Here is a 13,952-nt window from a genome sequence, read left to right on the forward strand (position 1 = left end):
CGATTTTCTGGTCTCCGGCCGGCATGTGGAGAGCCCAGCTATAGGTGCAAAACTGAGGCGGCGCCTGGGGTTCGACGTGGCTGCAGTTCAATTGCGCGCCACCCAGCATGGCGGCGCCGCCGCAGCTGACGGCGTCCTTTGCGAGCGCAATGCCAGGCCATCCCGCGATGGCCGCCACGGTCACGATCTTCAGCCAATTCATCGTCCCATCCTTGCCCGGCAACAGCCTGCTACCTGAGCCTTTTTATGGTGTCGCAGCACATGCGTCATTTTTTCCAGGCGGGCTTAGTCCGTCTTGCGCACCGCGTCCAGCGGGATTATGTGCATGATGATAATAAGCATGCTCACTAAAAGTTGCGCCTTAGAACCTCAGTACCTTCCATGCCATCGTCACCCAACATCAGCTTCGTGCTGCACGATGTCGCGCGCCTGCTTCGAAAGCGGTTCGAGCAGAGGTCGCGGGCATCGGGGCTGACCCGCGCCCAGTGGCAGGTGCTCGCCTATCTCTGCCTGCATGAGGGCATCCACCAGAACAAACTGGCCGATCTTATCGAGATCACGCCGATCACGCTCGCCCGGCTGCTCGATAAGATGGAGGCACGCGGCTTCATCGAGCGCCGGCCCAATCCCGCTGACCGCCGGGCATGGCTGCTCTACCTGAAGCCGCAAGCTTATCCGCTCATCGAAACCATGCGCACCAATGGGCAGAAGACGCGGGACGAGGCCTTTGTCGGTCTTTCCGCGGATGCCCAGCTGCATCTGCTGCAAACCCTATCCCTCATCAAATCCAATCTGCTCGCGGCTTGCACCCAGCCTGCCGCCGACCGGGAGAAAACACATGGCTGAATCAACCTCACCAAAGAAGCCTGCCGAAGAAGACGGATCCTCCGCCGGCCGGGCGCGCGACCAGATCATCCGACTGGACAGCGAACGCGAACAAAGGCGAGCCGGCACCCTCATCGGCAATGACGAGCTCGAAGCACCGGTCGCCCTGGAGCCGGCGGCGCTCGAGGCGCCGTCCAAGGAGCCACGGCAGGCCACGGTTGCGGTGGCGCCTCCGGCGCCGGTCAAGCCCAAGCGCGGCCGGGCACGGCCGATCCTGTTTGCCCTGCTTCCGGTCGCGCTGGTCGTCGGCGGCTATTACTACGTCATCGGCGGCCAGGTCATGACGACCGACAACGCCTACATCCAGGCGCAGTCGCTCGGCGTTTCCACCGATGTCTCCGGCACTGTGTCCGAGATCGACGTGCACGAGAACGAGGCGGTGAAGAAGGACCAGGTGCTTTTCCGGCTGCGGCCGGCCTCTTTCGAAACCGCTCTTGCCGCCGCCCAGGCGCAGCTCGGCACTGTGCGCAACCAGGTGCTGACCTTGCAGGCGAGCTACCAGCAGTCGCAGGCGCTGATCGAGCAGGCGCAGGCCGACATCCCCTATTACGAGGCCGCTTTCCAGCGCCAGCAGGATCTGCTCAAGACCTCCACCTCCTCCAAGGCGACCTTCGACAGCGCCCAGCACGACCTCGTCGCCGCCCGCCAGAAAGTGTCCGTTGCCCAGGCGCAGGCACAGGCGACGCTTGCCCAGCTTGGCGGCGACGCCAGCCAGCCGGTGGAGAAGAATCCGTTCTACCTCCAGGCGCAGTCGGCGGTGGACGACGCCCAGCGCAATCTTGCCGATTCCATCGTCAAGGCGCCGTTCGACGGCATAGTCACCAATGTCGACGCGCTTCAGGTCGGCAAGTACCTGCCGGCTTCGCAGCCGGCCTTCAGCCTGATTTCGGCGACCGATCTGTGGATCGCGGCGGAGCCGAAGGAAACCGAACTGACTTATGTGCGGCCGGGACAGACGGCGACGATCAGCGTCGACAGCTACCCGGGTGCCGTCTGGCACGGCACGGTCGCCTCGATCAGCCCGGCGTCATCGTCGAGCTTCTCCTTGCTTCCGGCGCAGAACACCACCGGCAACTGGGTCAAGGTCGTGCAACGCATTCCGATGCGCGTGACGTTGGACGATCTCCAAGGCAAGCCGCCGTTGCGTGGCGGGATGAGCGTCGTGGTCGGCATCGATACCGGCCACGCGCGCGGCCTGCCGGACTTCGTGACGGACCTCCTCGGCCGGTTCGGACAAAAGTCATGACCGGCGCGTCCGCGACAGGTGGCGTGGTCGCCAATCGCGGCGCCATCACCGCCTGCGTGATCCTGGCCGTGATCATGCAGGCACTGGACACGACCATCGCCAATGTGGCGCTGCCCTATATCCAGGGTAGCGTTTCGGCGAGCGCCGACCAGATTAACTGGGTGCTGACGTCCTACATCGTCGCGGCGGCCGTCATGACGCCGCCTTCGGGCTATCTTGCCAATCGTTTCGGCCGCAAGCGCATCCTTTTGATCTCCATCACCGGCTTCGTCGTCGCGTCGGTGCTGTGCGGCTTCGCGCAGTCGCTGCCGCAGATCGTCGGCTTCCGCCTGCTGCAAGGCCTGTTCGGCGCAGCCCTGGTGCCGCTGGCGCAGAGCATCCTGCTCGACATCTACAGCGTCGAGGAGCGCGGCTCGGCGATGGCGCTGTTCGGCGTTTCGGTGATGGTCGGGCCGGTGCTCGGGCCGGTCATCGGCGGCTGGCTGACCGAGAATGTCAGCTGGCGCTGGGTGTTCTACATCAACGTCCCGATCGGGGCCCTGGCCTTCGCCGGCGTCTCGATGTTCGTCCAGGAAACCAAGACGGACCTTAAGGCCAGGCTGGACTGGCTGGGCTTCGGCATGCTCAGCGTCACCATCGCATCGCTGCAGATGTTCCTCGATCGCGGCGAGCAGCTCAACTGGTTCTCGTCGTCCGAGATCATCGTCGAGGCGCTGATCTGCGCGTCGGCCTTCTACATCTTCCTCGTCCACACTTTCACCGCCAAAAACACCTTCGTGAACCCGCGGCTGTTCCTCGACAGGAATTTCGCCGTCGGCATGATCTTCATCTTCATCATCGGCATCACCTATCTGGCCTCGCTGGCCCTGATGACGCCCTATCTGCAGACGCTGATGGGCTATCCGGTGGTGACGGCCGGCATCGTCATGGGGCCGCGCGGTCTCGGCACCATGGCTTGCATGTTCCTGGTCGGCAGGCTGATCGGCAAGGTGGACACGCGCTGGCTGCTGTTGACCGGCCTGCTGGTCACCGCCTGGGCGATGTACGACATGACCGGCTGGACCCCTGATGTGTCGCAATGGACGATCATCAGCACCGGCTTCATCCAGGGCGCTGGCCTGGGTTTCCTGTTCGTGCCGCTGACCACCATCACCTTCGCCACGCTGGCGCCGGAGCGGCGCGCGGAAGGCACAGGCCTTTACAATCTGTCGCGGAACATCGGCTCCAGCGTCGGCATATCCGTCGTCACCGCGCTGTTGACGGAGAACGTGCAGATCAACCACGCCAACATCGCCACCTATGTGACGCCCTACAACCAGGCTTTCAGCAATCCGGCCATCTTCCAGGCGATGGATCCCTACAGCGCCGCGGGCCGCGCCGCGCTCGACGGCGTGGTGACGCTGCAGGCGACGATCATAAGCTATATGAACGACTTCAAGCTGATGATGATCCTGTCGCTTGCCGCCATTCCGCTGGTTCTCTTGCTGCGCAAGCCGGCGACGCCAGCCAAGGTCGACCACAGCGCCGTGATGGAGTGATGTTTTGGTCGAGGGCCTTTTGTTGAAGCAAGTTTCGAATGCGTCACCGTCGACAAAATGGAAATACAACGTATGGCGACGTCGTCGGCTGTCCCGTTGCACGTGATGCTAGGTTGCCCAAGTATCCAGCTGATTGAGGACGGCAATCGCCGGATACGATTTCCTGCCGGGATAACTTTGGCGGTAGTAGGCATTCCAATAGCTTGTCGCCTTAGCGCGTATTGCACGCATTACCTGCCGGTTCTGCCGGACGAAACTGGCGTAAGCTGTCTGATCGAAATACGGCATCGCCAAATGGATATCGTCGAGAATTTCGACGACGTACTCGCCTAAGAGAAGAACGATGAATGGAATCGTCCAAGGCTCGTTCAGCGGAAGGATAATTTTGGCTGATTTTTGCCTCAGATAACCGTCTGTCGAACGTGTCAGCAAGCACTGCGACCCCGGCGAAAAGCTAGCGAAATCGACAGCTACGGTCGGCAGAAAATGCAACCGATAGGGAATGTAGATGCTGATCCCATCAGATGTGAGATGCCTCGAGGTTGTTCGGTAAGTGTCGTCGACGATGGGAGTCAATTCCTCAGCAGCTATATCGCCAAGCGCTCCAACTCCGAAAGCTGACTTTGCGGCATTTGGGAAAGGCTTGCGTTGGGTAAACCAATCCACGTCGTGTTCCTAACAAGGCTACGAAATCGATATGCAGTCAGTATGTCACATCTGCGGGCGCTAGGTGAGCGTTGTCTCTCTACCCCTCAACCGCGTTGGCAGTCGCATCGCGACGCCACATTCCGGTGCGCGGCGGTCCGTGCCAGCTTACGGCTAACCGGCATCTCGGCTACCCCTGCAAGCGCTCCGTTCAGGTATTTGTCCTCTACGGTCTTCGGTCCATGAACCAAAAGAAACCGGGTCCTGTGAGGGACAGGACCCCGGCCGATGCCGATACGACTTCCCAAGAAACATGGCACCTCGTCATGAGGTGGGGATGGCAGGCCCGAGAAAGCCCCAACGGACCTGCCTTGATCCCCTTTGCCGAAAGCCGTTACTTCGGCAACAGCACCTTGTTGACGACATGGATGACGCCGTTCGACTGGTTGACGTCGGCGATCGTCACTCGCGCCTCGCCGCCTGACTCATCCATGATGTAGAGCTTGCCCTTCTTGACTTCAGCGGTCAGCGTGTCACCGGAGACGGTTTTCATCTCGTACTTGCCGCCCATCGCTTTGGCCTTCTTCATCATTTCGGCGCCCGAAATCTTGCCTGCCACGACATGCGCGGTCAGCACCTTGGTGAGCTTGCCCTTGTTCTCCGGCTTCAGCAGCGTGTCGACGGTGCCCTTGGGCAGTTTCGCAAACGCCGCGTTGGTCGGGGCGAAGACTGTGAACGGGCCAGCACCCTGCAGCGTGTCGACCAGGCCGGCGGCCTTGACCGCGGCGACCAGCGTCGTGTGGTCCTTCGAATTGACGGCGTTCTCGACGATGTTCTTGGTGGTGTACATCGGCGCGCCGCCGACATTCGGGTTTTTGGCATAGGCGGGCGCGGCAATCGCCACGCCGGCGACGAACGCGGAAAGGGCGATGGTCCTGAATGACGGCAAGCGCATATGGTCTTCCTCCGGGTGAGGGCTGATCGGAATTGATAGCCTTTGGAAACGCACAGGCAGTCACGCCGCCGGCGGGGCGCAAGTTTCGCCGATCACAGGAACGTGATGCCGAAAGCGGCTTGAACGAAAAAGCCCCGCGCGAGGCGGGGCTTTGAAGGATGGAGAAAGCGCTGCGCCTTCTATTCGGCCGGTGATGGTTTCTTTCGGAACAGCGCGACCAGATTGTCCCACAGCTCGATCTTGGCGCCCTGGCGCTTCATGATGATGCCTTGCTGCAGGATCGACAGCGTGTTGTTCCAGGCCCAGTAGATGACCAGGCCGGCCGGGAAACCCGCCATCATGAAGGTAAAGATGACAGGCATCCAGGTGAAGATCGCCGCCTGCGTCGGGTCCGGCGGCGTCGGGTTCATGCGCATCTGCAGGAACATGGTGACGCCCATGATCAGCGGCCATACGCCGATCATCAGCATATGCGGCAGCGTGATCGGAATGAGGCCGAACAGGTTGAACAGCGATGTCGGATCGGGCGCGGCCAGATCCTGGATCCAGCCGAAGAACGGCGCATGACGCATCTCGATGGTGATGTAGAGCACCTTGTAGAGCGCGAAGAACACCGGGATCTGCAGCGCCACCGGCCAGCAGCCGGCGATCGGATTGATCTTCTCGGTCTTGTAGAGCTCCATCATCGCCTGCTGCTGCTTCATCTTGTCGTCCGCGTATTTCTCGCGGATCTCGAGCATTTTCGGCTGCACCTTCTTCATGTTCGCCATCGACGCGTAGGACTTGTTGGCGAGCGGGTAGAAGATGGCCTTGACGATGACGGTGGTGGCGAGGATGGCCAGACCGAAATTGCCGAAGAATTTGTAGAGCGTGTCGATCAGCCAGAACATCGGCTTGGTGATGAAGTGGAACCAGCCCCAGTCGATCAAAAGATCGAACCGCTTGATTTGACGGTCCTCTGCATAGGCGTTGATCTTGCCGACCTCCTTGGCGCCGGCGAAGATCTCGCTCTCCACCGTCGCCGATTGACCCGCGGCAACCGTTATCGGGTCGGTCAGGAAGTCGGACTGATAGCGGTGGCGGCCGTCCTCGAAAAAGGCGTAGCGCGGCTGGAACGGCTGCTTTTCGGTCGGCACCAGCGTCACCGCCCAGTATTTGTCGGTAATGCCCAACCAGCCGTCAGTCGACTTGCCCGGCGTGAACTGCTTGTCCGATTCGATGGACGCGTATTTGTGCTCCTGCAGGCCTTCGGTGCCGGTGAAGCCGATCAGGCCCTCATGCAGCACATAGGTGCTGGCAACGAGCGGCTTGTCGAAGCGGGTGACGCGGCCGTAATTGGACAGCGAGACGGCGGCCGTGCCCGCATTCTGCACCGTGTCGGACACCGTGAACATGTAATCGGTGTCGACGGAGAAGGTGCGCTTGAAGGTCAAGCCCTTGTCGTTCGAATAGGTCAGCGTGACCGGGGTCGTCGGCGTCAGCGTCGCATTGCCGTCGACGGTCCACACAGTCTCCGGACCGGGCACCGCACCGGTCTTGTCGTTGCCGACAAAGCCGATCTCGGCATAATAGCCATTGGGCAGTGCCGCCGGGTTGAGCAGGCTGATCTCGGGCGAGTTCTTGTCGACCGTCTCGGTGTAGTGCTTGAGCTTGAGGTCGTCGAGGCGGGCGCCGGTCAGGTTGATCGAACCCTCGAGGCTCGGCGTGTCGATCTTCGCGCGGGTCGTCGTGGCGAGCGCCTGTTCGCGGCCGGCCGGCGTCACGGCGTCGGTACCCGGTGCATTCGGAATGGCGCCAGGTGCGGCGGGCGTTCCGGTGTCGGTACCGGCGGCCTTCTTCTGCTCCTCGATGCGCTGCTGTTCGACGCGGGCCGCCTCGCGCTGGGCTTCGCTGCGCGGCAACACGTAAAAATATTGCCATACCGCAAGGATCAGCACCGACAGCGCGATGGTGATGAAGAAGTTCCGGTTGTTTTCCATCGAAAGCCCTTGGCCTATCGTGTTCCGCGCAGTCGGCGGGAGAGTTCGGCCTTCAACTGGCCGAACGGAGTGGTAAGCACGTCTTCGCGCCCGACGATGACATAATCATTGCCAGGCGCCATGTCACTTGCAGCATGCGTACGGATGGCTTCTCGCAGCCGCCGCCGGACACGGTTGCGGACAACCGCATTGCCGACCTTCTTGGTGACGGTGTAGCCGACGCGCGGCGACAGGCCGTCGCCGCGGTCGAGAACTTCAACGAGAAAAAGCCGCCCGCGTCGTTTTTCACCACGACGGACAGCCAGGAATTCCGCGCGCTTCAGAAGCCGCTTGGGATTTGGTCCCACTGGCTTGCCGGTTGCGGGCAACGATCTCGTCTTCCGTTCAGGCGCTGAGCCGCTTGCGGCCGCGGTTGCGGCGAGCTGCGACGACGCCGCGACCACCCTTGGTGGCCATGCGGGCACGGAAGCCGTGCCGACGTTTGCGGACGAGTTTAGACGGTTGGTAGGTACGCTTCATTTGTTTTAATACCGCGGGGTGCGGCCCTTCTTGATTCTGTCACTGTGTAACAGGAGCTTTGCCGGGCCGGCTTTGGCGCGATCGAAACCGCGCCGGGACGAATGGCCCGAGCGTGTGCGGGCTTATAGAAAGAAGGCTTTTGGAAGTCAATCCGGAGTCGTAGGGCGCAATCCGGCTCCGTTCAGACCGGTTTATGTTTGCGACCAAGGATGAAATTGGCAAAAAAGCCGTAATCGCCTAATCTGCGTTGATCAAGTGATCGTGAAGACATTAGCCGCATGAGCGAAACCATACAGGCACAGGAAGGGATCGGCACGGTGGCGTCCACCGAGGCGCCAGCGGCCGTGCGCACGGTGCCGCTGTCGCGCGGCCTGTCGACCAAGCTGCTGCTGCTGACCATCGTCTTCGTGCTTCTGGCCGAAGTGCTGATCTTCCTGCCCTGGATCGCCAGCTACCGGCTGAACTGGCTTAAGGAACGGCTGAGCACGGCGGCTGCGGTGTCGATCGTGCTGGTGCAGGGTGAGCCCGCCTCGCTGTCGCGCACGGCCCAGAACGACGTGCTGATGGCGATCGGCGCCAAGGCGATCGCGGTGCGCGACGGCGGCGTCTCGCGGCTGCTGGTGGTGGCCGAAATGCCGCCGAAGGTCGACGCGCACATCGATATCGCCTCGATCGGCATGATCAAGGGCATGACCGGCGCGCTCGACACGTTGTTTTTCGGCGGCGACCGGATGCTGCGCGTCTTCGGTCCGGTCGGTGACTCGGACAAGGAGTTCGAGCTGATCATGCCCGACAACAGCCTGCGCAATGCGATGCTGCGCTATTCGCGCAACGTCGCCTTCGTCTCGCTGCTGATCTCGCTGTTCACCGCCATGCTGGTCTACGCCGCCATCGACCTGATCATGATCGGGCCGATCCGGACGATGACGCGCTCGATGCTGTCCTTCTCCGAGGCGCCCGACGATCCCGGACGGATCATCCATCCGGCTGCCCGCGCCGACGAGATCGGCGTTGCCGAGCGCGAGCTGTCGCAAATGCAGGAGCGGCTGCAAAAAATGCTCTCCGAGCAGAAGCATCTTGCCGACCTCGGCCTTGCCGTCTCCAAGATCAACCATGACATGCGCAACATCCTGGCCTCGGCGCAGCTGATGTCGGACCGCCTGCGCCAGGTCAAGGATCCGACCGTGCAGGCCTTCGCGCCGAAACTGCTGCGCGCACTCGACCGTGCCGTGTCCTATTCCGAAGGCGTGCTTCACTACGGCCGCACGCAGGAGCCGCCGCCCGCGCGCCGCCGGCTCCGGCTGCGGCAGCTGGTCGAGGACGTGCAAGGCCTGCTCGACATCGAGCAAGGCATCGAGTTCGTCAATTCGGTCGAGCCGGCCTTCGAGGTCGATGCCGATTCCGACCAGCTGTTCAGGGTGCTCACCAATCTGTGCCGGAATTCCGTGCAGGCGATGGCGGCCGACAGCGAAAACGCCCTGGTGCGCCGCCTGGCGGTTTCGGCCGTGCGCCTGGGCAGCGTCAGCCGCATTGCCGTCAGCGACACCGGACCCGGCCTGCCGCCCAAGGCGCGGGAAAACCTGTTCGCGGCCTTTCGCGGCTCGGCGCGCAGCGGCGGCACCGGCCTTGGCCTGGCGATCGCGCACGAACTGATCCGCGCGCATGGCGGCACGGTGGAACTGGTCGAGAGCATTGGCGGGCGCACCACATTCGCCGTCACCATCCCCGACCAGCCGGTCCGGCTCGACCAGGCCCGCAACAGCCTGCGCCGCCCCGCCTGACGGTTTTGAGCGCTGGGTCTCCAATGAGCAGGAACCGGCTCGACTTCGGACCGTTGCCAGGCGCCGGAATCCCAGCCTTCATCGCCGGCCAAGGCACTTGTGACAAAACTTTTGCCGGATCGGCTTGCTTTTCCGAAATTCAGTCGCTAGGGAACACGTCTCGTCGCGACCGGTCGTTTACGATCGGATTGCGGGGTCATGGAAAGCATGGCCTGTTGCGCGCCCGTAGCTCAGCTGGATAGAGCACCAGACTACGAATCTGGGGGTCAGGAGTTCGAATCTCTTCGGGCGCGCCATTCCATCCAGCTGAAATTGCTTGCCTTTCAGGCCTCGCCAATCAACCGCATCGGCATGAATTCCTGACGAATGGTGGCCCGCCTGTTGGTCAACAGACGATTCGATCAGATTCGCACGGATCGGGCTGGCGGTCATCGCGGTCGCTGGGTACACGCATGAGGCACCGGTGTTGGTGTTGTCGGCTCCCAACGCAAAACCTAGGGAATGACTGTCCGAAAAAAGGCCGTTTTCAACTGCCGCCGATTCCTCGCGTTCTCATACATGCTGATCGGCGGGATGAGGCGCGCTCTCGCTCCGGCCCTCGCCCGCACCTCGAATTTGGTGCGCTTCAACTCCGGAAGAGTCTTCTGATGCTGCAGATGATCCAGCACGGTCTTCTGCGCGACGTTGCCAAACCCCCAAAGGCGCCTGCAAGCAGGGGCCTCTGTCTTCGACATGGGCCGTCACGTTCGATCTCGGTTGCCGGCGGACGATGCCGGCGCGCTCCCGGCTCGCACCTCCTGGAGCAGCAGCAACAGGTCTGCCTTGGCCCAAAGCAGATAGCAGACAAGCAATGTCAGCGGCGCTGCGACGAGCGTCCAGGAAGCGCCCGACCATACCAGTTGCAGGGCACCGCCGCTCCCCACCGCGGCCGAGACCAGCGGCGGCAGACGGCTGGCCAGAACGGCACTCCGGAACGGATTGGGCCAGCTGGCTGGCCAGCCGGGCAACGGCTTGCCGTCCTCGAAGGCGCTGCCGAACTTGCCGAGCGCATGCAGCAAGCCCGAGGTCGCCGCAAGCACAGGTTCGCCGAACAGGAACAGGGCGATGCCGAGTCCGATCGCCCCGACCCCCGACGTCATGTCGCCAAGGCGGTTTAGGGACACGTCTGGGGACGGCTTCCTGGCCCATGCGCGGCAGTAGATCTCGCCGCTCCAGAAGAAGACCAGCGTGGCCAGGGTGAGCGACAGGGCAGCGATGCTGCCAACGAAATAATCGAGGAGCGCGGCATGGCCACTCACGGCGGAACCCGGCGGCACGGCAACGATCTGGACCATGACGCCCGTCGCCAGCCCGAGCCCATTGCCGAGATTGTAATATCCTCCGGGACCTACCATGCGTGAACGGATTGCCGCGGCGAAACGCGACAGGCCTGAAGTGTCGCCCGGCTCTCCGGCGGCATCGGGAAGGTCATGCATGATCATTGATAACGAACCCCGCGATCAGGCAGCGCACGCAGAAGACGTGCTGGATCATCTCGATCCGAGCAGCAGACAGTTGGCCCGCACCTTCGACATTTCGATGTTTCGACAAAAGCTGGTGTATGTGGCGCGCGGTGAGACCAGCTTAGATCAGACCGCGGTCGATCGGGCTTCCTTAGGTGTTCGGCTCGGTCGTCATCGTGCTCTCGTCGTTTTCCGCCCTGTTCAGATTGGCGCAGTGCGGGTGAGCGTTGGCGGGGACAATCTCATAACCGGCTGCGATCAACTGGAGACTCATCTCCTCGAAGTGACGCTTCGAGCCGCTGACGATCGATTCAGGCGTGTAGTTCCAGCCGTTGCGGGCAGCATTGGCCAAGATGCTGGCATAGGCATGCACGCTGGCGATTTTCACGTTTGATTCCAGCAACTGTCGGCACCCGCTTGCGAAAGAAGGTGACGGTTGGGCGGAATAGCCCAAGGCCGTGCATGCCAGCACTATGGATACAGGACGCATGGAACCCCCCTTAGCCGATTGTTTGTTGCCGTCGGGGAAGCTTGCGCCGTGCGAGCCTGCGGCGGAATCGGGCAGATGCGGTATTCGGCCTAGTGCATTTGTAGCATTCTTCTGTAGCATTCTTCGGCTACGGAGGGGTTTCCAAGGACGGGGGTCCACAATGGTGCTCGGCGCTTCGAAAGCTCAAACGCTTGTCGCATTGTCGGGTCGTGAGCGCGAGGTCGCGGAAAAATTTGCCGCCGGCCTGACCTATCGGGAGATCGGCAAGGCGCTTTTCATTGCTCCGGCCACTGTTCGCACTCACCTTGCGACCATCTACGGAAAACTTGGGGTGCGGACCAAGATCGGGCTCGCGGCGTACTTTGCCGGCGCTTCCGGCGCCAGGCCAGGCGGGCTGTCACCCCATCAAAGCGAAAAACCGCGGCTGGCGGTGATGCCGGTCAAGGGTCAGTTCGGCAAAACAAGGACCGATGCGGATGCATTGACGCGCGCGTTGACCGCAGAGCTCGGACGCTTCTCCCAGATCGGAATCGTCGCAGCGGCCACAATGTTCGCGCTCGCGAAGCGGCATCTCACTGTCAAGGAAATCGGCAGGACCACGGGAGCCAACTATGTCCTGGAGGTCGCGGTCCATAGCCAAGACAAAGCCATGCACGCCTTCGCGCATCTCGTGGACGCCGAGGAGGAAGTCGAGGTCTGGAGCGCAAGATATGATCTCGCCCAGACGTCATCGCATGACGAATTGACAGGCGTGATCAGCGGAAACCTCTTCCAGGTGTTGATGAAGCACGCGGCAGGCCCGCCCGCCCTCGAGGAAGCAATTCAGCACCACAAGCTCTATCTGAAGGCGTTTTACCACGTCGAACGGCCGACGGCGAAAGGCATGGTCGTAGCGCGGCGTCTCTGTGAAAGGCTCCTCGCCGCCGAGCCAGAGCATGCATTGATAAGGGAGACTCTTGCCTGGGTCGATTTCCACTCCTGCTTCAACGGATGGTCCATTGAACCCATCGAGGCCTTTCGCCGGGCTGGTGATGAGGCTCGGGCCGGACTTTGTGGCCATGACCGGGAAGCATCTCTGCACAGTGCTCTCGGATTGGCCGAGACTTATCTCGGAAACTTGCAGACGGGCCTTGGCTGCCTGTGGCGGGCCATCGCACTCAATCCGAACGATGCAGAGTGCCGTACCTGGCTGGGAATTGGGCTAACTTACGCCGGAGATCTCGAAGGTGCACAGGCAGCTTTCGCGCGGGCCAACCTTCTCAGTCCGAATTATCATCCGATCTTTCTGTTCAGGGGCGATGCCGAATACGCCGGGGAGAACTATAACGCCGCGACTGCCTCGTTTGATCGATTTCTGATGGTCCTGCCTGAATACCACTGGGCACGGCTCCTGCGGGCTGCATCATACATGGGGATGGGCGATCTCGAGTCTGCGCGGAAGGACGTGTCGTTCGTCTCGCGCGAGTCGCCCAGGTTGACCGGCGAGTATGTCGATCGATTGCAGCAAGCGCGCGGTCCGGAGTTTAGAAATAACCTGTGGTCACGCCTCAGCGCAGCAGGACTGCCATGGAAGTGACCTATCGAGGATGACATTGGGCGCATAAGGTCCGGTTGCGTGTCAACTTGCGTCATGGCGGGCTCCAACCCGAACGGCGGGAACGAGTGACGGCCTGCGACTGCACGGCGGTGGCAGGATGGCTGGTCAACACCGGCCACGCAATGGACTAAGCATTCGGGCGGCGCCTACGCGGGTCACCAGGACGAAGCTCGGCAAAGCGGCGCAGAATGCTGCAGAGCAAATCTTCGCAGCGCCGTCGTCCAATCTGCGTGGTAAGACCGCGACAGGCGGAACCAGCGGAGCCCGATTTGACCATTCCCCATACCCGCATCAAACGCGCTTTGATCACCGGGGCCGGCGCGGCCGACGGCATCGGCTTTGCCATTGCCCGGCAGCTCGGCTATGCTGGCCATGCCGTTTTTCTCACCGGTGCCAGTGCGCGTGTGCTTGATCGCGCCGTTGGGCTCCGTGCAGAAGGCATCGATGCCAAGGCCGTGGTCGCCGATCTCACCATCGCTGCCGATGTCGCGCGGCTGCGGGCCGATGTCGGGGCGGTCGATATACTGGTCAACAATGCCGGCATGGGCTCGCTGGCATCGCCATCGGTCGACAAGACGTTTCTCGCCATGACCGAGGCCGACTGGGACCAGGGGATCGACGTCAGCCTGAAGACGGCATTCCTCGTCACGAAGGCCTTTCTGCCGGCGATGGTCGAAGCGGGCTACGGGCGCATCGTCAATGTGGCGTCGGTCACCGGCCCGCTGGTGTCTTTCGAAGGCACGGCAGCCTATTCGGCCGCCAAGGCCGGCATGGCCGGCCTGACGCGCACACTGGCGCTCGAAGTGGCGAAAAAC

13 protein-coding genes, 1 tRNA gene and 1 pseudogene are annotated in these 13,952 nt (G+C 62.1%); 7 read left to right on the top strand and 8 right to left on the bottom strand.

Features of this window, described 5'->3' with window-relative positions; genetic code table 11:
• A pseudogene (locus EN984_RS38130) lies at positions 1–223 on the bottom strand (hypothetical protein); the annotation flags it as partial.
• A 158-nt stretch (positions 224–381) separates the two neighbouring features.
• Between EN984_RS38130 and EN984_RS05130 the strand changes: the two are divergent.
• Genes EN984_RS05130 through EN984_RS05140 form a run of 3 tightly spaced genes read left to right on the top strand, consistent with a single transcriptional unit; the run spans position 382 to position 3,669 of the window.
• Entirely contained in the window at positions 382–846 is a 465-nt protein-coding gene (locus EN984_RS05130; protein ID WP_127267224.1) for a MarR family transcriptional regulator, read from the top strand.
• The gene (locus EN984_RS05135; protein WP_127267225.1) at positions 839–2,131 is read left to right on the top strand and encodes an HlyD family secretion protein; all 1,293 of its coding nucleotides are present in this window, start codon (positions 839–841) and stop codon (positions 2,129–2,131) included. The genes EN984_RS05130 and EN984_RS05135 overlap by 8 nt, the downstream gene beginning before the upstream one ends.
• Positions 2,128–3,669 (top strand): DHA2 family efflux MFS transporter permease subunit, encoded by a 1,542-nt coding sequence (locus EN984_RS05140; RefSeq protein WP_127271421.1) that lies wholly within the window; start codon positions 2,128–2,130, stop codon positions 3,667–3,669. Before EN984_RS05135 ends, EN984_RS05140 begins: the two co-directional genes overlap by 4 nt.
• A 108-nt stretch (positions 3,670–3,777) precedes the next feature.
• On the opposite strand, the gene EN984_RS05145 is transcribed toward EN984_RS05140, so the two are convergent.
• From EN984_RS05145 to rpmH, 5 genes are all read right to left on the bottom strand, one after another.
• Entirely contained in the window at positions 3,778–4,335 is a 558-nt protein-coding gene (locus EN984_RS05145; protein ID WP_127271419.1) for a hypothetical protein, read from the bottom strand.
• A gap of 373 nt (positions 4,336–4,708) precedes the next feature.
• Positions 4,709–5,269: a fasciclin domain-containing protein gene (locus tag EN984_RS05150; protein ID WP_127271417.1), complete on the bottom strand. Its 561-nt coding sequence runs from the start codon at positions 5,267–5,269 to the stop codon at positions 4,709–4,711.
• A gap of 179 nt (positions 5,270–5,448) precedes the next feature.
• Entirely contained in the window at positions 5,449–7,248 is a 1,800-nt protein-coding gene (gene yidC / locus EN984_RS05155; RefSeq protein ID WP_127270245.1) for a membrane protein insertase YidC, read from the bottom strand.
• A gap of 14 nt (positions 7,249–7,262) precedes the next feature.
• Entirely contained in the window at positions 7,263–7,616 is a 354-nt protein-coding gene (gene rnpA, locus EN984_RS05160; RefSeq protein ID WP_127270243.1) for a ribonuclease P protein component, read from the bottom strand.
• A 16-nt stretch (positions 7,617–7,632) separates the two neighbouring features.
• Positions 7,633–7,767, bottom strand: a complete 135-nt coding sequence (gene rpmH / locus EN984_RS05165; RefSeq protein WP_008833937.1) for a 50S ribosomal protein L34 — start codon at positions 7,765–7,767, stop codon at positions 7,633–7,635.
• Positions 7,768–8,045: 278 nt separating this feature from the next.
• On the opposite strand from rpmH, the gene EN984_RS05175 reads away from it, so the two are divergent.
• Together EN984_RS05175 and EN984_RS05180 are read left to right on the top strand one after the other, a co-directional pair.
• Positions 8,046–9,548 (top strand): HAMP domain-containing sensor histidine kinase, encoded by a 1,503-nt coding sequence (locus EN984_RS05175; RefSeq protein ID WP_127271414.1) that lies wholly within the window; start codon positions 8,046–8,048, stop codon positions 9,546–9,548.
• 219 nt (positions 9,549–9,767) lie between these two features.
• Positions 9,768–9,844: transfer RNA gene (locus tag EN984_RS05180), tRNA-Arg, on the top strand.
• Between the two features lie 444 nt (positions 9,845–10,288).
• Here EN984_RS05180 and EN984_RS05185 read toward each other — a convergent pair.
• On the bottom strand, positions 10,289–11,029 hold the full coding sequence (locus tag EN984_RS05185; RefSeq protein ID WP_206517401.1) for a hypothetical protein: 741 nt from the start codon (positions 11,027–11,029) through the stop codon (positions 10,289–10,291).
• Positions 11,030–11,201: 172 nt separating this feature from the next.
• Positions 11,202–11,438: a hypothetical protein gene (locus tag EN984_RS05190; protein ID WP_127268797.1), complete on the bottom strand. Its 237-nt coding sequence runs from the start codon at positions 11,436–11,438 to the stop codon at positions 11,202–11,204.
• Between the two features lie 262 nt (positions 11,439–11,700).
• On the opposite strand from EN984_RS05190, the gene EN984_RS05195 reads away from it, so the two are divergent.
• Positions 11,701–13,116: a LuxR C-terminal-related transcriptional regulator gene (locus EN984_RS05195; protein WP_164748690.1), complete on the top strand. Its 1,416-nt coding sequence runs from the start codon at positions 11,701–11,703 to the stop codon at positions 13,114–13,116.
• 290 nt (positions 13,117–13,406) lie between these two features.
• Positions 13,407–13,952, top strand: a 546-nt coding sequence (locus EN984_RS05200; RefSeq protein WP_245480032.1) for an SDR family NAD(P)-dependent oxidoreductase, incomplete at its 3' end; no start/stop codon positions are given.

The sequence above is a fragment of the Mesorhizobium sp. M7A.F.Ca.CA.004.12.1.1 genome, assembly GCF_003997835.1.
GTDB lineage: Bacteria > Pseudomonadota > Alphaproteobacteria > Rhizobiales > Rhizobiaceae > Mesorhizobium.

Coding starts and splice junctions, on each gene's coding strand:
- EN984_RS05140 (WP_127271421.1), top strand. CDS start 2,128: ATGACCGGCGCGTCCGCGACAGGTGGCGTGGTCGCCAATCGCGGCGCC.
- EN984_RS05185 (WP_206517401.1), bottom strand. CDS start 11,029: ATGATCATGCATGACCTTCCCGATGCCGCCGGAGAGCCGGGCGACACT.
- EN984_RS05175 (WP_127271414.1), top strand. CDS start 8,046: ATGAGCGAAACCATACAGGCACAGGAAGGGATCGGCACGGTGGCGTCC.
- yidC (WP_127270245.1), bottom strand. CDS start 7,248: ATGGAAAACAACCGGAACTTCTTCATCACCATCGCGCTGTCGGTGCTG.
- EN984_RS05135 (WP_127267225.1), top strand. CDS start 839: ATGGCTGAATCAACCTCACCAAAGAAGCCTGCCGAAGAAGACGGATCC.
- rpmH (WP_008833937.1), bottom strand. CDS start 7,767: ATGAAGCGTACCTACCAACCGTCTAAACTCGTCCGCAAACGTCGGCAC.
- EN984_RS05150 (WP_127271417.1), bottom strand. CDS start 5,269: ATGCGCTTGCCGTCATTCAGGACCATCGCCCTTTCCGCGTTCGTCGCC.
- EN984_RS05195 (WP_164748690.1), top strand. CDS start 11,701: ATGGTGCTCGGCGCTTCGAAAGCTCAAACGCTTGTCGCATTGTCGGGT.
- EN984_RS05130 (WP_127267224.1), top strand. CDS start 382: ATGCCATCGTCACCCAACATCAGCTTCGTGCTGCACGATGTCGCGCGC.